A 19484-nucleotide genomic window follows, 5' to 3' on the forward strand; every position below is an offset into this window, starting at 1 on the left:
ACGAGGGCGACCGGTGGCGCGGGCGGGGGCTCTCGGCCCGTCCGCGCCACCGGTCGATCCAGCCCTACCCCGGGGCCGGGGCGACTATGCGCCTCCGCGCGTCGCGGACAACTCGTCGGTGCGCGACGCGGGCAGCAGATCGGTCACCAGTTCGCTCAGCACGGCGAGCCCGTCCGGGCTGAGCACCGACTCCGCGTGGAACTGCACCCCGGCGAACCCGCGCCCCCGCAGGGCGTGCACGGCGCCGTCAGCCGGGTCCCGGGCCAGCTCCACCGGCCCGTACGCGGTGGCCAGCCGGTCGGCCTCGGCGCGGGCGGTGAACGTCGAGTAGAACCCGACCCGGCGGGGCCGGCCGAACACCGCCACCTCCCGCTGCAACCCCTGGTAGGGCGCCTCCCGGCGGTGCAGCGCCAGCCCCAGCAGCCCGGCCAGCACCTGATGGCTGAGGCAGACCGCTAGGGTGGGCCGGCCGGTCGCCAGCAGCCCGCTCAGTAGCGTCCGCAACGCCACCATCTTCGGTTCGTCGACGCTGCCCGGGTCGCCCGGTCCGGGACCGGCCACCACCAGGTCGTACTCGTCGACCGGGCCGATCGCGTGCCACGGCCGGGTGGTCACCGCGAGACCCAACGCGCCCAGTTGGTGGGCCAGCATGCCGGTGAAGGTGTCCTCGGCGTCCACGATCAACACCCGTCGGCCGACCAGGCCGGGTAGTCCGGGCGCGTCCGGTGACCGCTGGTCCAGCCAGAACCGCGCCAGCGGTGCGTTGCGCGCGGCCAGCGCGTCGCGTACCGCCGGGTCGTCGGCCAGCCGCGCGACCGGCCCGCGGTCGCCGACGGACGCCGCCGGCCCGAGGCCGAGCGCGGCCAGCACACCGGCGGCCTTGGCGTGCGTCTCGGCCACCTCACCGGCCGTCGTCGAGTGCCGGACCAGGGTCGCGCCGACCGGCACCCGCAGGCGGCCGGTGGGGGAGATCTCGGCGGTCCGGATCAGGATCGGGGCGTCGAGCGTCTGCCGGCCGGCCTCGTCGTGGCCGAGCAGCGCCAGCACGCCCCCGTAGTAGCCCCGGCCCCGCCGCTCGTGCCGGGCGATCACCCGGCAGGCGTTCTCGATCGGGCTTCCCGTCACGGTGGGCGCGAACATCGTCTCGCGCAGCACCTCCCGCACGTCCCGGGTGCCCCGCCCGGCCAGCAGGTACTCGGTGTGCGCCAGGTGCGACATCTCCTTCAGGTACGGCCCGATCACCTGCCCACCGTGCTCGGCGACGGTGGCCATCATCTTCAGCTCCTCGTCGAGCACCATGTACAGCTCTTCGGTCTCCTTCGGGTCGGCCAGGAAGCGCAGCAGGGCCGTCCGGTCCGCGACGCCACCGGGGCAGCGGAAGGTGCCGCTGATCGGGTTCATCATCACCAGTCCGTCGTCGACGCTGACGTGCCGCTCCGGGCTGGCACCGACAAGCGTCCGGGTGCCGGTGTGCACCACGAACGTCCAGTACGCGCCACGCTCGGCGATCAGCAGCCGGCGCAGCGCCGCCAGCGCGGCCCCCAGCGGCGGGCGCTGCACGGTGGCGCGCAGGGCGCGGTGGATGACGAAGTTCGCGCCCTCGCCCCGGCCGATCTCCTCGGACAGCACCCGCTGCACGGTCCGCGCGTACTCCTCGTCGCTGACGTCGAAGCCGGCGTCGCTGGTGTGCACGGGTTCGTCGGGCAGCGCAGCGAGGGCGTCGGCCAGCGCGATCCGCTGGTGCTCGCGGATCTGGAGGAACTCCAGCGGGGCGCCGTCGTCGACGCAGGCGAAGCCGCGCTCGGTGATCTGCCGGTACGGCACCAGGGCCAGCGTCCGTGCCCCGGAGGTGCCGGGCGGCAGCGGAAGGTCGGTGAGCGCTTCGACGGTGTCGACCGGGCCGGTGAACAGGTCCAGGTCGTCGGCGCCGTCACGGCGCAGCAGCGCGAAGGGGCCGGGGTCGACGCCGTGGGCGACGGCGGCGAGCAGGTCGTTCAGCTGGGTCATCGGGGTCTCCGTCGGGCTGGGCGCCGCCGTCAGGCGGCCCTCCGGCCGGGAGATCCGGCGACCGCCTCGATGGCGGCCGCGTGGATGGAGCTACGCGCGGGAGATGGCCGCCGGTTCGGCGGGCCACCAACTGGTCAGATGCGCGAGCATGTGATCCACCCTACGCGCCCGTTGGCCGGCTGGCACGGGGTAACTTGACCGGCGATGAACATTCTCGCGCTCGACCTGGGCACCTCCTCGGTACGCGGGCTGGTGCTGGACGCGGACACCCAGCCGCTGCCCGGCGCCCTGGCCCGCCGCAAGGTCGACCTCGCCATCGGCGACGACGGCACCGGCACGCTGTCCGGTCGGGACTATCTGGCGAACCTGGTCGAGTGCCTGGACGAGCTGGCCGACTCGGGGCACCTGCGAGATGTCGGCCTGGTGGCGGTCTCCGCCCAGTGGCACTCGGTGCTGCCACTGGACCGCGCCGGCGCCCCAATGGGCCCGGTCGTCACCTGGCTGGACACCCGGCCCGCCCCGGCCGGCGGCACCGCCGGGCCGTCCGACCCGGACGGCTTCCACCAGCGCACCGGCTGCTGGTGGCACCGGTCGTACTGGTCGATGCGGTTGCCCTGGTTGCGTGAGCAGGCCGGCACTCCGATCGCCCGCTTCGTCGGTCTGCCCGAGTACGTGCTGGGTGAGCTGCTCGACACGGCGCCGATGTCGATCTCCCAGGCCTCCGGGACGGGTCTGCTGGATCTGCGCACCCTGCGGTGGGACGAGGAGGCGCTGACGCTGGCCGAGGCGAGACCAGATGAGCTGCCGGCCCTCGGCGAGCTGGACTGGCAGGGCCGGCTCCGGGGCGACCTGGCTCGTCGGTGGCCGCAGTTGGCGCAGGCCCGGTGGTCACCGCCGGTTGGTGACGGTGGGGCGTCGAACGTCGGCTCGGGCTGCGTCGACCCGAGCCGGGCCGCCGTCACAGTGGGCACCTCCGCCGCCGTACGACTGATGCAGCGGATCCCGGCCGGCGAACAGATGCCCCGCCTCCCCGAGCGGCTGTGGCGTTACCGGGTCGACCACGACCACGTGGTGACCGGGGCCGCGTACGCCAACGGGGGCAACCTGTTCGCCTGGGCGAACCGGGAGTTGCGGTTGCCCCGGGGCGCCGAGCTGGACGCGGCGTTGGCGCTGGTGCCTGCGGGCGGTGGCCGACCGGCGGACCCCCGCTTCGGTGGCGACCGGCCGCCCGGGTTGGCGCCGGCGGGCAGCGGTGAGCTGCGCGGTCTCAGCTTCGGCACCACCTCGGTCGACATCCTGGCCGGGCTGATGCAGGGGCTGTGTGGGCTGGTCGCCAAGGATCTCGGGGTGCTGGAGTCCACTGTCGACAAACCGGTCGGCGTGGTGCTGGGCGGTGGCGCGCTGGCCGCCTCGGTGTGGTGGCGGCAGGCCTTCGCCACAGCGCTCGCGCCGCGACCGGTGTCGCATCAACGCAACCCGGAGATCGGTGCCACCGGTGCCGCGTTGGTGGCGCTGGGGCGCTTCGGTGACGCGATCGAGCTCGCCGACATCGGCCGGACGGACGAGCTGGTTTTACCGACCACGGCAGGAGGTTCCCACCCGCAGTATCCTTCCTGAACCTTGGCCTCGCCCGGGCCGTTGACAGCGGTACCGAGCCTGGTTGGATGGACTGCGCTCCCCCGACCGCGGTGGACGCGGTAGGACGGAGGAGTCAGGGTGGCGGCAGGTCCCGACCCGGCGAACGGCGCGGTGTCGAACCATCGCCGACGCCGCTTCGACGTCCGAGTCGTTCCGCATCGACGGCGGTCGCCGTTCCGGCTGCGCGACTGGCGGATGAGCACGAAGCTCGCCACCGTGCTGGTGGTGCCGTCGATGGCGTTCCTGCTGCTCGCCGGTGTGCAGACCAGCACGCTGGTGGGGCGGACGACGGCGTTGAACGACTTCTCCAGTCAGGTCGGCATCGGCCGGCAGATCACCGCGGCGGTGCACCAGCTCCAGCAGGAGCGCGACCGCTCGGCGGGGGAGCTCAGTGAGCTGCGTAAGGGTGGTGACCGGCAGGCCGCCGCGAACGACCTGAAGCCGTTGCAGGCGGCGACCGACAAAGCCATCGTGGACCTCAGTCGGGCCGCCGAGCCACTGGCGGACGCGGACGCGTCCTGGCGGGTCGCCTTCTCCGAGGCGCTGGAGACGTACGACCAGGTGGTCGACATCCGCGCGGCGATTCCGCCGGCGGTGCTCAGCAGCGAGACGATCCTGTCCAACTACCACCGGGCCGTCGGGGCGTTGCTCGACCTGCTCGCCGAGCCGACGCCGGGTCAGAACCAGCCGGCGTTGAACGACGCGGTGCTGCGTTACGTCCAGCTGGCGCGGGTCAAGGAACTCTCCTCCCGGGTGCGGGCCCAGCTCTACGCCGCCGCCCGCGCCGGTGCGTACGGCACCGATGACCGGGTGGTCCTCGCCGACCTGCGCGGGCAGCAACTCACCGCGCTCGGCGCGTTCCGGGTGGCCGCGACCACGGAGCAGATCCGCCGCTACGACGAGACCTCGGTGTCGCCGAGTTTCCTGGTCGCCACCGGTCTGGAGGAGCGCAGCCTGTCCTCCGGCGCCGCGTCGCCGCAGGTGCTGCCGTCGGAGCAGTGGTGGTCGGCCAGTCAGCAGCGTCAGGAGTTGCTGCGCCAGCTTGAGGCGGGTGTGCTCGACGACGCCGTACGCCAGGCCGAGGAGGCCAGCAACGACCAGCTGCGGACGACCCTGCTGGTCGTCGGCGGGGTCGTCACGGTCCTGCTGGCAGCCCTGCTGATCTCGTTGCTCATCGGGCGGTCGGTCGCCCGGTCGATGCGGCTGTTGCGCAGCCAGGCGCTGCGGATAGCCCAGGTCGAGTTGCCGGACGCCCTGGACCGGCTGAAGACCGTCACCGGCGGGGTGCCCCGCATCGACGTCGCGCCGGCGGTGGTCCGTTCGCTCGACGAGATCGGCGAGCTGGCCGAGGCGTTCGTGGCGGTGCACCGCAGCGCGGTCACGGTCGCCGTCGAGCAGGCGCTCATGCGGCGCAACGTCAACGCGATGTTCGTCAACCTGGCCCGCCGCAGCCAGGTGCTGGTGGAGCGTCAGCTGGAGCTGCTGGACGACCTGGAGCGGGAGGAGAGCGACCCGGACCAGCTGGAGAACCTGTTCAAGCTCGATCACCTGGCCGCGCGTATGCGCCGTAACGACGAGAGCCTGCTGGTGCTGGCCGGCACCGACTCCACCCGCCGGTGGAACCGCCCGGTCGGCCTCGGCGCCGTGTTGCTGGCCGCCGCCGCCGAGATCGAGCAGTACCAGCGGGTCCGGATCGAGTCGGTGGCCGACGTGCACGTGGTCGGGCACGCCGTCGGCGAGTTGGTGCACCTGCTGGCCGAGCTGCTGGAGAACGCCACGGCCTTCTCCCGCCCGGACACCGTCGTGGTGGTGACCGCCCGGGTCGAGGCGGGGGCTCCGCTGATCGAGATCGTCGACAGTGGTCTGGGCATGAGCCCGGCCGCGTTGGTCCAGGCGAACGAGGTGCTGGCCAGCCCTCCGGCCGCGGACGTCGCGGCGGTGGAACGGATGGGGCTCTTCGTGGTCAGCCACCTGGCGGCCCGGTTGGGCGTACGGGTGCGCTTGGACGGCGGCGAGGACGGCCTGGTCGCCCGGCTCGGCCTGCCCGAGATGTTGCTGGCTCCGGCGGGCAACGTGGAGCTGGATGCGCCCCCGTCGGCGCGGATGCTGGCGGCGAGCGCGGCGCGGGGGGTGGCGTCGCCGTCCGGGACCGTCCGGCAGGCCGCTGCCCCGATGCCGGGCGGCGCGGTACGGGACCTGCCGGTGGCCGGCCGCCCGCCGGGCGTCGGCGTGCCGCGCCAGGGCCGCCCGATGCCGGTGCGCGCCGAGGACGTGTTGACCCCGGTTGCTGCTCGCGGCAACGGCGGCGGCTGGTATTCGCGGCAGGGACCGACCGCGCCGGCGGTGCCCGCACCGGCGGCGCCACCGGCCGTCCCGGTGACTGCCGGCACCAACGAGCGGGGACTGCCGGTGCGGGTGCCCATGGCGCAGTTGAGCGCTGTCACCCGTTCGGCACAACCGATGTCGGCACCGACCCGCACCGACCCGGACCCGGAGGCGGTCGGCGGCATGCTCTCGCGGCTCTACAGCGGAGTACGGCGCGCCGAGGCTGAGGACACCACCGAGATACCCGTGCCACCGTCCGGAGGGCACGACGAAGGGGGACGACGACAGTGACGACGTTGAGCCAGGAGGCGCGTGACCTGAGCTGGCTGGTGAGCGCGTTCGCGGAGCGGGTGCCGGGTGTGGCGCACGCGGTGGTGGTCTCCTCTGACGGGCTGCTGGTGGCGATCTCCGATCACCTGCCGCGGGACAACGCGGACAAGCTCGCCGCGGTGACCTCCGGGCTGATGAGCATCACCGCGGGCGCAGCCTCGATGTTCGACGGCGATGTCGTCAAGCAGACGGTTGTCGAGATGGGCCGGGGTTATTTCCTGGTGATGCAGATCCGCGACGGTTCGATTCTGGCCACGCTGGCCGCCGGTGACGCGGACATCGGTGTGGTGGGCTACGAGATGGCCCGGTTGGCCAAGCAGGCGGGGGAGATGCTCACCCCGGCCCTGCGGGCGGAGTTGCAGCAGGCGCTGCCCCGCTGAGTGAGCTGGCCGAGGCCCGGACGGTCATCGGCTCACCCGAGCCGAGCCGTCCGGGCCCGGCCGTCCGGGTGGCGGCGCCTTCAGAAGCCGCCGGCGGCGATGACGGAGCGGTACCAGGTGGCGCTGCTCTTGAGCACCCGCCGCTGGGTGGGGTAGTCGACGTAGACCAGGCCCCAGCGCTGCTCGTAGCCCTGGTCCCATTCGAAGTTGTCCAGCAGTGACCAGACGTGGAAGCTCTCCAGCGGCACCCCGTCGGCGATGGCCCGGTGCGCGGCGGTGAGGTGATCGCGCAGGAAGCTGATCCGACCCGTGTCCTGGACGGTGTCGTCCGCGGTCAGCGTGTCCGGTGTGGGCAGTCCGTTCTCGGTGATGGTGAGCGGGATGGGGCCGTAGTCGCGGGTGACCCGGGTCAGCAGGTCGTACATCCCCTCGGGGTAGATCTGCTGCCACTCGGCCTCGGAGGTTGCCCAGCGGTGTGCGGTGCCGCCGTCGGCGGTGACGTAGATCGGGGTGTAGTACTGCACGGCCAGCAGGTCGACCGGCGCGGAGATGATCTTCAGGTCGCCGTCGCGGATGCCCTTGACCATCCGGCTGTGCGGGCCCAGGTCGGCCAGCAGGTCCTCCGGGTAGCTGCCCCGGAACAGGGAGTCGAGGTAGAGGCGGTTCTCGTAGCCGTCGTAGAGGTGGGCGGCCGCGGCGGCCTGCGGGGAGTCGTCGGCGGGGTAGCAGGGGTGCAGGTTGAGTGCGGGGCCGATCCGGCTGTCGCTGCCGCTGGCCCGCAGCGCGCCGACGGCGAACCCGTGCGCGAGCTGCAGGTGGTGGGCGACCAGGTAGGCGGCGTCCGGGTCCTGCCGGCCGGGGGCGTGGTGGCCGGTGAGGTAGCCGTTCTGCACGACGGTCTTGGGCTCGTTGATGGTGAGCCAGGCCGGCACCCGGTCGCCGAGGGCGCGGAAGACGACATCGGCGTAGTCGGCGAAGCGGTGGGCGGTGTCGCGCGACTCCCAGCCGCCGGCGTCCTGTAGCGCCTGGGGAAGGTCCCAGTGGAACAGGGTCGCCATCGGGGTGATTCCGCGCTCGTGCAGACCGTCGAGGAGTCGGCGGTAGAAGTCGAGGCCGCGCTGGTTGGGCGTGCCGGTGCCGTCGGGCTGGATCCGGGGCCAGGAGATGGAGAAGCGGTAGCTGCGCAACCCGAGGTCGCGCATGAGGTCGAGGTCCTCGGCGTACCGGTGGTAGTGGTCGATGGCCACGTCGCCGGTGTCGCCGTTGCGGGTGCGCCCCGGGACGCGGCTGAAGGTGTCCCAGACCGACTCGCCGCGCCCGTCCTCCTTGGCGGCGCCCTCGATCTGGTACGCGGAGGTGGCCGCGCCCCAGCCGAAGTTGTCCGGAAAGCGCAGCGGGCCGGCGGGCCCAATAGGTATCGACATGGATTCTCCTCATGGATACGGGGCCACCGCCGAAAGATTCGGGAGCGCTCCCATGATAGGGCAGACGCTGCCGGCCGGTCAGCCGGCCGTCAGAACGGCCGGGCGCTGGCGTGTGGGAGACGGGTGTGGCCCCGAGCAGCGAACGAGGCCGTCCGGGCGGCGCGGCGCGCCTGTCCCGTCGGCCTCTTTTCCTATCGTGTACGGGGGTTTAGTGTGGGGACGGGGGAGGGCAACCCCCGTCCCCACCGTAACTGCACACACACGGGCGAGATTTGGGTCCTGCCGTGCGTGTCGCGCGGGAGCCGGGCCACGCGAGTGGCTCTGGTTCCACCTCCCTCCCTGTGGCGGGACGATGGCTGACGACGGCGTCCGGGCTGGCCCGTCGTCGGCCCTCGGTCTGGTTCCCTGGGCCCGTCAGAGACGACCCCAGCGATCTTCTTATTGGAACCTTGTCGATGGAAGCGCTCCCATCGACCGATGTTGCGACTGTAACGCCCGTCACGCCTTTGTGAAAGCCCCAAAACGAGATCGAAACAAGGAGCTGATCCGTCGCTCCGTGCGCTTGTTGTGGGAGCGCTTCCATGGCACACTGTCGATTCGACGCGACAGGAGCCACATCGCGTGAGTGCGGGTCCACCGAGGGCAGCCGGCAGCACCAGCTCCGGTCACGGTCACCCGATCAGCCGGCGGGATCCCCTCCCGTGCGGGCCGCATCGCCCCAACCCCGGCCGGGCCCGGGGAAGACACCCTTCCCGGCGCCTCGACATCCCCGCGTACCACCACCCTCGCGGGCAGGCGCCTCGCCGGGGACCATCCCGGCCTGGTCCGAGGAGACACCGCGCACATGAGACAACTGGCAATACGCCGCCGCGTGGCGCTCGCCGCCGCCGCGCTGCTCGCCATCGGCGGGGTGACCCTGCCGGCCGGCGCCGCACAGGCCGCACCCGCCTGCGACGTGGTCTACGCGACCAACGACTGGAACACCGGCTTCACCGCCAACGTCACCATCAAGAACCTGGGCGACCCGGTGAGCAACTGGACGCTCAAGTGGACCTTCCCGACCAGCGGTCAGCGGGTCACCCAGGGCTGGTCGGCCCGGTTCAGCCAGTCCGGCAGCGCGGTCACCGCGACCAACGAGTCGTACAACGGCAACCTCGGCACCGGGGCCTCCACCACCATCGGCTTCAACGGCGCCCACTCGGGCACCAACCCGAAGCCCACCTCGTTCACCCTGAACGGCACCCCCTGCAACGGCACCCCGGCCAACCAGCCGCCGACTGTCTCGCTCGGCCTGCCGAGCGGGCCGTTCACCGCGCCGGCCGACGTGCCGCTGACCGCCACCGCCAGCGACCCGGACGGGACGATCAGCAAGGTCGAGTTCTACCGCAACGGCCTGCTGATCAACACCGACACCAGCGCTCCGTACTCCTACACGCAGGAGGACCTGCCGGCCGGCAGCTACACGGTGCAGGCCAAGGCGTACGACAACGCCAACGGCATCGGGGTCGACGAGAAGGCGTTCACCGTCACCGCCGCAACCGGCCCGACGTTGATCGCCACGCCGTCGGCGGTGAGCGTCGCCGAGGGTGGCACCGCCACCTTCAACCTGAAGCTCAGCGCCGCGCCGACGGCCAACGTGCCGGTCACCCTCACCCGCACCGGCGACGCCGATGTCACGGTCTCGCCGAGCACCGTCACGCTGACCCCGAGCAACTGGAACACCGGGGTCACCGTCACGGTCGCCGCGGCGGAGGACACCGACACCGCCGGCGGCGCCGCCACCATCACCGCCTCCGCCACCGGTCTCGCCTCGCTGGCGGTCACCGCCACCGAGATCGACAACGACACCCCCGGCGGCGACAACGCCTACACCGCCAAGTTCCTCGAGCAGTACGGCAAGATCAAGAACTCGGGCTACTTCAGCCCCGAGGGCGTGCCGTACCACTCGGTGGAGACGCTTATCGTCGAGGCGCCCGACCACGGTCACGAGACCACCTCGGAGGCGTTCAGCTTCTGGCTCTGGCTGGAGGCCTACTACGGCAAGGTCACCCAGAACTGGGCCCCGTTCAACAACGCCTGGACGGTGATGGAAAAATACATCATCCCCACGCACGCCGACCAGCCGACCGCCGGCTCCGCGGGCACCCCGCAGTACGCAGCGGAGTACAACCTGCCCAGCCAGTACCCGTCGGCGCTGAACCCGAACATCTCGGTCGGTCAGGACCCGCTCCGCTCGGAGCTGCAGTCCACCTACGGCACCGGCGACATCTACGGCATGCACTGGCTGATGGACGTCGACAACACCTACGGCTTCGGCCGCTGCGGTGACGGCACCACCAAGCCGGCCTACATCAACACCTTCCAGCGGGGCACCCAGGAGTCGGTGTGGGAGACCGTTCCGCAGCCCTCCTGCGACACCTTCGAGCACGGCGGTCAGTACGGCTACCTCGACCTGTTCGTCAAGGACACCGGCGCCCCCGCCAAGCAGTGGAAGTACACGAACGCCCCGGACGCCGACGCCCGCGCCGTGCAGGCCGCGTACTGGGCGCTGACCTGGTCCAAGGCGCAGAACAAGCAGGCCGACGTCGCGGCCACCATCACCAAGGCCGCCAAGATGGGCGACTACCTGCGGTACGCGATGTTCGACAAGTACTTCAAGAAGATCGGCAACTGCGTCGGGGCGAGCACCTGCGCCGCCGGCAGCGGCAAGGACTCGGCGCACTACCTGCTGTCCTGGTACTACGCCTGGGGTGGCGCGTACGACGCCAGCCAGAACTGGTCCTGGCGGATCGGCTCCAGCCACAACCACTTCGGCTACCAGAACCCGTTCGCGGCCTGGGCGCTGACCAACACCCCGGAGCTCAAGCCGCAGTCGTCGACAGCGGTCGCCGACTGGACCAAGAGCTTCGAGCGGCAGCTGGAGTTCTACACCTGGTTGCAGTCCGCCGAGGGCGGCATCGCCGGTGGCGCCACCAACAGCTGGGACGGTAGCTACGCCCAGCCGCCGGCCGGCACCAGCACCTTCTACGGCATGTTCTACGACGTCGACCCGGTCTACAACGACCCGCCGTCGAACCAGTGGTTCGGCATGCAGGCCTGGTCGATGCAGCGCATCGCCGAGCTGTACCAGCAGACCGGCAACGCGAAGGCCAAGGCGCTGCTGGACAAGTGGGTGCCCTGGGCGATCGCCAACACCACCCTCGGCACCAACTGGTCGATCCCGTCGGACATGGCGTGGACCGGTCAGCCGACCACCTGGAACCCGTCCAGCCCGCAGCCCAACACCGGCCTGCACGTCGAGGTGATCAGCAAGGGTCAGGACGTCGGTGTCACCGCCGCCTACGCCCGGATCCTGATCGCGTACGCGGCCAAGTCGGGCAACGTGGCGGCGAAGGACACCGCCAAGGGGCTGCTCGACGCGCTGTCGGCCGCCAGCGACGCCAAGGGTGTCTCCACGACCGAGAAGCGTGGCGACTACCGGCGCTTCGACGACGTCTACAACGCGTCCACCGGGCAGGGCCTCTACGTCCCGTCGGGCTGGACCGGGACGATGCCGAACGGCGACGCCATCGCCGCCGGCAAGAGCTTCCTCGACATCCGGTCCTTCTACAAGAACGACCCGGACTGGCCCAAGGTGCAGGCGTACCTGGACGGCGGTGCGGAGCCGAGCTTCAACTACCACCGGTTCTGGGCGCAGGCTGACGTCGCCATGGCGTACGCCGACTACGGCAGCATGTTCCCGAACGGCTGAGACGACCCGGGGTGGGTGGCGTGGACCGCCCACCCCGGGGTCCGGCCCGGGTCCGGGGAACGACGGACCGGGGCTGGCGGGACGGCCTGACACCCACGGTCAGGCCGGGGTGGGCCGGCCATCTGGCCGACGCAGCGGATCGGTCGGCCCACCCCACCGCCCGGACTGAAGCCAACCGCGAAAAAGCCCAGAAATTCGGGCCCTAGCGGGATCACACCGAGGTCCGTGACGGAGTAACGTACGTCACCGGAGAGGCCGCTCCCCCCGTGGCGGCCTCTCCACTTTTTTGCCCCGAGTCCGGGAAACGGGGTGACGCAGCCCCGGGTGCCCGGCCGGCAGCGAGCGCCGCAGCACCACCCAGCTCAGCGCCAGCGCCGCGGCGACCAGCGGCCAGGTCAGCGCCACCCTGGCCACCACCAGCGCGAGCACCTGACCACCCAGGTAGAGCGGCACGAACACGGCGAGCCGCAGCAGGTAGGTAGCGGTCCACACCCAACTGGCCCGGCCGTACCCCCGCAGCAGCGCCGGGTCGCGCCGCCACCGAGCGCGCTGGCCCAGCACCGCGCCGACCAGCACGCCGAGCAGTGGCCAGCGGATCAGGATGCTGACCGTCCACGCCAGAGCGCTAGCGGCGTTGGACAGCACCTGGATCAGAAAGAAGTTCTCGGCCCGGCCGGTGCGCACCGCGATCAACGCCGCGACACAGACGGCCAGCAGCCCGATCAGCACCGAGCGCGGCCGGTCACCCCGACGCAGCCGTACGCCGGCCACCACCGCGCCGACGGCCAGCGCCGCGCCGACCCCGCCCCACAGCGACTCGCCGCCCAGCAGCCAGCCCGCGGCGAACGCCAGCGGCGGCAGGGTCGCGTCGACGGCACCGCGTCGCCCGCCGAGCAGATCCGCCAGCGACTCGGCCCGCGCCGGCTCTCCCGGACCGGTGTCGGCGCCGGCCGAGGTGGGCAGTACCGACCCCCGGTCGTCGCGCCTGCCCTGCTCCGAACCGGGTTCGGCCGGGCCGCTGTCGCGCTCCGGTGTTCCGTTCACCACCGCCTCCTCGCCTCCGGCACAACCTAACCGGCCATTGGCGGCGGGCCACCTCTTGGACCGCCGACACCTGCCGCTACGGTGTGCGGATGCGCGCGACGGCACGGGGTTGGACCGCGGTCTGGTTGGTCGTACTGGCCCTTGTCCAGGCGGCCGCCTTCCTTGCCGTGTGGCGGGTGGCCGTGCACTTTGAGATCGGCCAGTGGGTGGACACTGTCGCCCTCACCGGCAACCGGATCGGACAGGACACCATCGACGGTCCGGTGGACCGGATCCTCAACGCGATGTCGGTGGTCTCGCTGCTGGCGGCCACCGCGATGATCGGGTTCATCGCGCTGATCCGGGGGCGGATCGCCCTGGCGATCACCGCGACCCTGCTGATCGCCGGAGCGAACGTCACGACCCAACTGCTCAAGTACGGGCTGAACCGGCCCGACTACGGTCTCGACCCGGAGCGCGCCGCGGTGGGCAACAGCCTGCCCAGCGGGCACACCACTGTTGCCGCCTCGGTGGCGGTCGCGCTGATGCTCGTGCTGCCGCGCAAGGTGCGGGCCGCCGGCGGCTTCATCGGTGCCGGCTACGCCGCCGTCGCCGGGGTCGCCACCCTCTCGGCCGGCTGGCACCGGCCCAGCGACGCGGTCGCCGCGTACCTCGTGGTGGGCGTGTGGGCGGCGTTGGCCGGGCTGCTCCTGTTGGTGGCCCAGCGGGAACAGGCCGAGATCGCCCCCGGCGACGCGCACCGGACCGCGGCGCTGGTGCTCGGGCTCGGCGGTGTGCTCGCCCTGGTCGCCTGCGGGCTCGCCCTGTCCTGGCTGATCGACCTGCGCGACACCGGGCCGGAGGAGCTGACCCGCCGCCCACTGTTCGTCGGGTACGCGGGCAGCGCCGCCGGGATCGCCGGCACGATGGCCGTGGTGATGGCGTTGGTGCTCACCGTCGTGCACCGGTTGGTGCCTCGGGTCAAGGGCTGAGCCGTCCGGTGCGGTCGGTCCGGGCGGCGTTCTCCGCCGAGTGCGGGCGGCTCAGCGAGATCCTGGCCGAGCTGACCGACGATGATCTCGTCCGGCCCACCGACTGCCCTCCGTGGAACGTCCAGGACCTGATCGCGCACATCCGCACCGGGGTCGGCCGGCTGACCGACATGCTCGCCGCGCCGGCTCCGCCACGCGCCGAGGTGGACGCCGCCGGCTACTTCGGCACGGCGAAGTTCACCGCGGAGGTCGACGCCGACCGGATCGCCGGCGGCCAGCGGGAGGCGCTACGGGTGGGCCGGGCGGCGCTGGCGACCGAGTTCGACAGGGCCTGGCGGGCCACCGAGGCGGCGATCGCCGCCGCGCCGCCCGACCGGGTGGTGCGAACCCGGCACGGCGACGCGATGCGCCTCGGCGAGTTCCTCCGGACCCGGGTCGTCGAGGTGGGTGTGCACGGGTTGGATCTGGCCGCCGCGCTGGGCCGGCCGCCGTGGCTCACCCCACCGGCGGCCGTGGTCATCGGCGACCTGCTCACCGGCGGGCGACCGACACCGGCCGGGTTGAGTTGGGACCGGCTGACCCTGATCCGCAAGGCCACCGGCCGGACGGTGCTGACCGCCCCGGAACGGACCGTGATCGACGCCGCCGGCTTCCGTTGGCTCGTCTTCGGCCGCTGACCCCGGCTCTTGCGGGACCGCAGCCGTTCGGGGGCGCCGGTCCCTTGCGGCTGGCGCTGACCGGTCAGGTCGCGGAACGTGGCGCGGGGACGTGCGGGGCGACACCGCGCAGGTGCGTGAGCACCACCGGGTCGATCCGCCCCGGCACCAGCCGCTCCTCCAGGTTCTCCAACCCGGCCCAGGAGACCAACGCCGCTTCCGTGCCGTCCTCGTGCACCGAATGGCCCAGCGCGCCGAGCAACGCCGCCACCTCGGCGGCCACCGCGCCGCTCAGGTCGAGCAGGGTCGCCGGGTCGGGCCGGCCGAACAGCATGGTGTGCACAGTGAGCAGGCGACCCAGCTCGGCGACCGGGTCCGGGTGGTCGTCCACGCGAAGGTCCACCACCACGTCGCTGGTGCCGCCGTACCCGCCGCCGCGCTCGACCACCAGCAGGCCGGCGCTCTGCCGGCCACGCCGGTCCCCGCCGGCCTCCTCGCCGGCCCGCAGCGCGGCGACCAGCCGCTCGGCGAACGGCAGCGCCGTTCCCGCCTGCCAGGCCGCACCGAGTGCGTCGACGACCTCCGGGCCGGTGAGCACGTTGCCCTGTGCGGCCCAGCCGTCGCCGGTCCGCCCGCCGGCCCACGGATGGCAGGCCGGCCCGGTCCAGTTGGCGCCCGTTCCGCTGGCCCCCACGACGCCGAGCTGGCGGTGCTCCCGCTCGGGGTCGGCGGCGATCAGCCCGGTCACCACGTCGGCGGCGGCCACGCCGGTGCGCAGCAGGGTGAGGCCCTGCGGGCGGTAGGCGAGGTTGACGTGCGCCTGGGTGGCGAGCGCGCCCACCTCGGCGGCGGCGGCCGGCACCAGCGCCCCGGCGGCGAGGAACTTGCTGGCGACTGCCACGCCGTGCAGGCGGCCGTCGGCGGAGCGGGCGACGAGCGAGAAGGTCACCGGCCGAGAGTAACCGTCGACGCCGACGCGACAACGACGCGCGAGGCTCAGAACGGTGGCGCTGCGGCCTCCGGTGGGGCGCCTTGGGCCCGACGGGCGTCGGCCACCGCGACCGCCGCCAGCACCACCACCCCGACAGCCGTCGCGACCACGCCGGGCAGGAACAGCAGCGGCACCGCCGAGGCCACCAGCGCCGCGAGGGCGATCCACCGGGACGGGGAGACCCGCGCGAACACCTCGTACTCCAGGCGGGCCCGCCCGGCCAGGAACAGGGCCGGTCCACCGAGCACCATGGCCAGCCAGGGCACCGGGATCCGCTCCAGCGGATGATTGATGATCAGCTCGTATCCGATGGCGGTGGCGGCGAGGCCGACCACCATCACCAGGTGGGTGTCGGCCGCCGACCGGCCGATGGTGGCGGGGTGGCGGGCCTTCATCACCGCCTCGCCCAGGATCCGCCCGGCCCGCTGGACGTAGATCCGCCAGAGCATGATCGAGGTGGCCAGCGCGAATGCGAACGCCCACACGTGCCCCGCCTCGTACGGGCCCGCGCTGTACGCGAAACCCGCCACCAGGATCGTCTCGCCCAGCGCGACGAGGAAGAACTGCTGGTACCGCTCGGCCAGGTGCTCCCCGGCGATCTCCCACTTGGAGATCGTCGAACGACCCAGGCCGGGCACCGGCCAGCCACAGCGGGCGGCCACGTACTCGAAGGCCAGCGCCGCCGACCAGAGCACCACCTGCGCGTTGGTGGGCAGCATCGCGCCGCTGATCCAGAGCACCCCGCTGACGGCGAAGATCACCGCCATGCGCACCTTCAACCGGCGGTACGGGTGCGCTCCCAGCGCGATCGACAGGATCAGTGGCCGGGTCAGCTGCGCGACGACGTACGCCACCGCGAACATCAGCGCGGTCTCGCTGAACGCCCGGGGGACCGCCACCCCCATCACCATGCTGCACACCAGCGCGGTGAGCACCACGGTCTGCAGCGGCACCCGGTACGGGTCGTACCGGCTGGTCGTCCACGCGGTGCCCTGCCAGACCGCCCAGAGCGCCAGCAGCAACAGCAGTGTCTTGCCGCCGCCGGTGACCGTCCCCCAGCCGTGCTCCCGGCCCGGATCCTGGGTCAGATCCTCGAACGCGCGCGCCGAGATCCGGGTGAGCGCGAAGACGTACACCAGGTCGAAGAAGAGTTCCAGGAACGTCGCCCGGCCGGGTGTGACCGCAGCCGGGACCGGCTCCAGGTGTCCCGCCGCCCTGGAAACCATGGTCAGCGGCCTGCGCCGTCGGTCCGGTCCACCTCGAAGTGGTAGCACTTCCCGCCGGCCCGCACGGCGGGAAACCGGCGATTCTGCCCAACCCGGGGATCTTGCTCGGACCCCCGTCAACGGGCACGATCGATCGGTGACGAATCGATGGGGCATGACGGTGCCGCTGGGCGGGATCGCGCTTTCGCAGCACGACGCGGCCTACGCGGCCCTCGACCGGGCCGGGTTCACCGACGTCTGGTCGTCCGAGGTCGCCGGGACCGACGCGTTCACCCCGCTGGCGCTCGCCGCGGCCTGGCAGCCCGCGCTGCGGCTCGGCACCGCGATCACGCCGGTCTTCACCCGGGGCCCCGGGCTGCTGGCGATGAGCGCGGCGGCGCTGGCCGAGGCCGCGCCGGGCCGGTTCTCGCTCGGCATCGGCGCATCCTCACCAGTGCTCGTCCGGGACTGGAACGCGGTGCCGTTCGACGAGCCGTTCCGCCGCACCCGCGACGTCCTGCGCTTCCTGCACGCCGCGCTGCGCGGCGAGACCGTCGACGAGGTCTACGACACGTTCGCCGTCCGCCGGTTCACGCTGGAACGACCGCCGGCGGTGCCGCCACCGATCCTGCTCGCCGCGCTGCGCCCAGGGATGCTCCGGCTCGCCGGGGCGGAGGCCGACGGGGTCATCCTCAACTGGCTCGGCGCCGACGACGTGCCGCGTGCCCTCGCCGAGCTGGGCGAGCGCCGCACCGGCTTCGAGGTCGCCGCCCGGATCTTCGTCTGCCCCACCGAGGACACCGCGTACGCCCGGGCGCTGGGCCGCCGGCTCATCACCAGCTACCTCACCGTCGGGGCGTACGCCGAGTTCCACCGCTGGCTCGGCCGCGACGAGACGCTCGCGCCCATGTGGGCGGCCTGGGCCGCCGGTGACCGGCGCGGCGCCAACGCGGCGGTGCCGGACGACGTGGTCGACGCCCTGGTGCTGCACGGCTCACCGGAGCGGTGCCGCGCCGAGGTGCGCCGCTACGCCGACAACGGTGTGGACGTGCCGATCCTCGCGCTGCTGCCCACCCCCGAGGTCACCGCCGGCGGCGCGACCGCGCTGCTCAGCCTCATCGCCCGGTTGGGCACCAACCTCGTGGAGGCGTCCGCGTGAACCTCACCGACCGGATCGTGGTGGTCACCGGCGGGGCCGGCGGCATCGGCGCGGCGCTGTCGCGCCGGTTCGCCGCCGAAGGCGCCGCCGCCGTGGTGGTCGCCGACCTGGACGCCGACGCGGCACGCGCGGTGGCCGAGGGCATCGGCCCGGTCGCGCACGCCCGCGCCCTCGACGTCACCGACGAGGAGCAGGTCCGCGCGCTGGTCGCCGACACCGAGCAGCGGCACGGCCGGATCGACCTGTTCTGCGCCAACGCGGGGGTGACCACCGGCGGGGGAGTGGAGGTCGACGACGCCGGCTGGGACCGCGCCTGGCGGGTCAACGTGCTCGCCCACGTCTACTCGGCCCGCGCGGTGCTGCCCGGAATGCTCGCCCGGGGCGGTGGGCACCTGCTGCACACCTGCTCGGCGGCCGGTGTGCTGACCGCGGTGGGCGACGCCGCGTACACCGCGACGAAGCACGCCTCGGTGGGGTTCGCCGAGTGGTTGGCCATCACCTACCGGGACCGGGGCATCCGGGTCAGCGCGCTCTGCCCGCAGGGGGTGGACACCCCGATGCTCGCCGACGGGCTCGCCGACGGTCACCTGGGCGCGCGGGTGACCGCCGCGTCCGGTGCGGTGCTCACCCCGGACCAGGTCGCCGACGCGGCCGTCGCCGGGCTGGCCGAGGAACGTTTCCTGATCCTGCCGCACCCGGAGGTCGCCGACTACGCACGCCGCCGCGCCGAGGACCCGGACGGCTGGCAGGCCGGCATGCGCAAACTCATCCGCCGCCTGACCCCCTGACGCGCTACCGGACCGGAACGCGTCCGACGGCCAGCAGATGGGCGCTCGAACTGATCAACGCCGGCTCGCTGCTGTACAGCCGGGCGAGGTCCAACGCCCCGGCGAAGACCGCGTCCTGCGCCGGCCCGTTCGCCGCCGCCTCCGCTGCCGTCCAGGCCGGGCCCTCCACCCCGTGTACGACGACATCGGTCAGTCCCGCGGCCACGCACTCGTCGGTGATCTCCTCGACGCGGTGGAAGTAGGCGTGGGTGAAACCGATCCGCGGATCGTTGACGCCGTCGCTGAGCAGTGCCCTGGCCTCGTCGAGCACCCTCTCGTCGAGTCGTCCGGTGGCCGCGAAGTCCAACGGGCCGGCGAAGCGGGAGATGGCGGCGGCCACGACGAGACCGCCGGGGCGGGTGACCCGGGCCGCCTCGCGGAGAGCCTGTAACCGATCGGCACGGCGTACCAGGTGGTAGAGCGGGCCCAGGAGCAGCGCGGCGTCGTACCCATTGTCGGCGTCGGGTAGCGCACGCGCGTCGGCCACCTGCGCCTCGACCGGAGGGTGCCCGTCGCGGGCCTGCGCGACGTGGCTGGGCACCAGGTCGACGAGGCGGACCTCATAGCCGGCCACGACGAGGGCCCGCGCGTACTCGCCGGTGCCGCCACCGATGTCCAGCACCCTGGCACCTGGACCGGGGAGGAGATCCCGCAGCAACTGCGACGTGCGGATCCATTCCAGTCGCGCCTGCGGCCTGCCGGTGAGCCGCTGGTCCTCGCGGTAGCGCTGCGTGTAGTAGTCGACGATGTCGCTCGAATGCTGATCCACGCTCCGA

General features: G+C 72.6%; 14 protein-coding genes. 8 read left to right on the plus strand and 6 right to left on the minus strand.

Annotation, left to right across the window (positions count from 1 at the left end):
* Nucleotides 1-84: 84 nt before the first annotated feature.
* The gene (locus tag KBX71_RS06435) at nucleotides 85-2007 is read right to left on the minus strand and encodes an anthranilate synthase family protein (protein ID WP_210817093.1); all 1923 of its coding nucleotides are present in this window, start codon (nucleotides 2005-2007) and stop codon (nucleotides 85-87) included.
* 204 nt (nucleotides 2008-2211) lie between these two features.
* On the opposite strand from KBX71_RS06435, the gene KBX71_RS06440 reads away from it, so the two are divergent.
* The 3 genes from KBX71_RS06440 (at nucleotide 2212) to KBX71_RS06450 (ending at nucleotide 6680) form a co-directional block, all read left to right on the plus strand.
* Nucleotides 2212-3624 (plus strand): FGGY family carbohydrate kinase, encoded by a 1413-nt coding sequence (locus KBX71_RS06440; protein WP_210817094.1) that lies wholly within the window; start codon nucleotides 2212-2214, stop codon nucleotides 3622-3624.
* A gap of 99 nt (nucleotides 3625-3723) precedes the next feature.
* Nucleotides 3724-6261 carry an ATP-binding protein gene (locus KBX71_RS06445; RefSeq protein WP_210817095.1) on the plus strand — a complete coding sequence of 846 codons (2538 nt, stop codon included), beginning with the start codon at nucleotides 3724-3726 and terminating at the stop codon, nucleotides 6259-6261.
* A gap of 5 nt (nucleotides 6262-6266) precedes the next feature.
* Complete coding sequence (locus KBX71_RS06450) at nucleotides 6267-6680, plus strand: roadblock/LC7 domain-containing protein (protein ID WP_196925059.1); 414 nt, start codon at nucleotides 6267-6269, stop codon at nucleotides 6678-6680.
* A gap of 80 nt (nucleotides 6681-6760) precedes the next feature.
* Here the strand turns inward: KBX71_RS06450 and KBX71_RS06455 are convergent, their stop codons facing one another.
* The gene (locus KBX71_RS06455) at nucleotides 6761-8104 is read right to left on the minus strand and encodes a GH1 family beta-glucosidase (RefSeq protein WP_210817096.1); all 1344 of its coding nucleotides are present in this window, start codon (nucleotides 8102-8104) and stop codon (nucleotides 6761-6763) included.
* Nucleotides 8105-8948: 844 nt separating this feature from the next.
* Between KBX71_RS06455 and KBX71_RS06460 the strand changes: the two genes are divergently transcribed.
* Nucleotides 8949-11855, plus strand: coding sequence for a glycoside hydrolase family 48 protein (locus tag KBX71_RS06460; protein WP_210817097.1), 2907 nt, complete (start codon nucleotides 8949-8951; stop codon nucleotides 11853-11855).
* Nucleotides 11856-12098: 243 nt separating this feature from the next.
* Here the strand turns inward: KBX71_RS06460 and KBX71_RS06465 are convergent, their stop codons facing one another.
* A complete protein-coding gene (locus KBX71_RS06465) occupies nucleotides 12099-12818 on the minus strand; it encodes a DUF3159 domain-containing protein (RefSeq protein ID WP_210817296.1) in 720 nt (239 codons plus the stop codon).
* 164 nt (nucleotides 12819-12982) lie between these two features.
* On the opposite strand from KBX71_RS06465, the gene KBX71_RS06470 reads away from it, so the two are divergent.
* Together KBX71_RS06470 and KBX71_RS06475 are read left to right on the plus strand one after the other, a co-directional pair.
* Nucleotides 12983-13870 carry a phosphatase PAP2 family protein gene (locus KBX71_RS06470; protein ID WP_210817098.1) on the plus strand — a complete coding sequence of 296 codons (888 nt, stop codon included), beginning with the start codon at nucleotides 12983-12985 and terminating at the stop codon, nucleotides 13868-13870.
* 8 nt (nucleotides 13871-13878) lie between these two features.
* A complete protein-coding gene (locus KBX71_RS06475) occupies nucleotides 13879-14547 on the plus strand; it encodes a maleylpyruvate isomerase N-terminal domain-containing protein (protein ID WP_307846982.1) in 669 nt (222 codons plus the stop codon).
* A 64-nt stretch (nucleotides 14548-14611) separates the two neighbouring features.
* On the opposite strand, the gene KBX71_RS06480 is transcribed toward KBX71_RS06475, so the two are convergent.
* Nucleotides 14612-15475, minus strand: coding sequence for a DUF1028 domain-containing protein (locus KBX71_RS06480; protein WP_210817099.1), 864 nt, complete (start codon nucleotides 15473-15475; stop codon nucleotides 14612-14614).
* Nucleotides 15476-15522: 47 nt separating this feature from the next.
* Nucleotides 15523-16743 (minus strand): low temperature requirement protein A, encoded by a 1221-nt coding sequence (locus KBX71_RS06485; RefSeq protein ID WP_210817100.1) that lies wholly within the window; start codon nucleotides 16741-16743, stop codon nucleotides 15523-15525.
* Between the two features lie 154 nt (nucleotides 16744-16897).
* On the opposite strand from KBX71_RS06485, the gene KBX71_RS06490 reads away from it, so the two are divergent.
* Nucleotides 16898-17881 (plus strand): LLM class F420-dependent oxidoreductase, encoded by a 984-nt coding sequence (locus KBX71_RS06490; RefSeq protein ID WP_210817298.1) that lies wholly within the window; start codon nucleotides 16898-16900, stop codon nucleotides 17879-17881.
* Nucleotides 17878-18669: an SDR family oxidoreductase gene (locus tag KBX71_RS06495; RefSeq protein ID WP_210817101.1), complete on the plus strand. Its 792-nt coding sequence runs from the start codon at nucleotides 17878-17880 to the stop codon at nucleotides 18667-18669. Before KBX71_RS06490 ends, KBX71_RS06495 begins: the two co-directional genes overlap by 4 nt.
* A 4-nt stretch (nucleotides 18670-18673) precedes the next feature.
* On the opposite strand, the gene KBX71_RS06500 is transcribed toward KBX71_RS06495, so the two are convergent.
* Nucleotides 18674-19477, minus strand: coding sequence for a class I SAM-dependent methyltransferase (locus tag KBX71_RS06500; protein ID WP_210817102.1), 804 nt, complete (start codon nucleotides 19475-19477; stop codon nucleotides 18674-18676).
* Nucleotides 19478-19484: the final 7 nt, after the last annotated feature.

Source organism: Micromonospora sp. D93, assembly GCF_018070365.1.
GTDB lineage: Bacteria > Actinomycetota > Actinomycetes > Mycobacteriales > Micromonosporaceae > Micromonospora > Micromonospora ureilytica.

What these genes read in the sequence shown, in the direction of transcription:
- KBX71_RS06485 (WP_210817100.1), bottom strand. Translation starts at nt 16,743, where the DNA reads ATGGTTTCCAGGGCGGCGGGACACCTGGAGCCGGTCCCGGCTGCGGTC.
- KBX71_RS06440 (WP_210817094.1), top strand. Translation starts at nt 2,212, where the DNA reads ATGAACATTCTCGCGCTCGACCTGGGCACCTCCTCGGTACGCGGGCTG.
- KBX71_RS06490 (WP_210817298.1), top strand. Translation starts at nt 16,898, where the DNA reads ATGACGGTGCCGCTGGGCGGGATCGCGCTTTCGCAGCACGACGCGGCC.
- KBX71_RS06455 (WP_210817096.1), bottom strand. Translation starts at nt 8,104, where the DNA reads ATGTCGATACCTATTGGGCCCGCCGGCCCGCTGCGCTTTCCGGACAAC.
- KBX71_RS06435 (WP_210817093.1), bottom strand. Translation starts at nt 2,007, where the DNA reads ATGACCCAGCTGAACGACCTGCTCGCCGCCGTCGCCCACGGCGTCGAC.
- KBX71_RS06460 (WP_210817097.1), top strand. Translation starts at nt 8,949, where the DNA reads ATGAGACAACTGGCAATACGCCGCCGCGTGGCGCTCGCCGCCGCCGCG.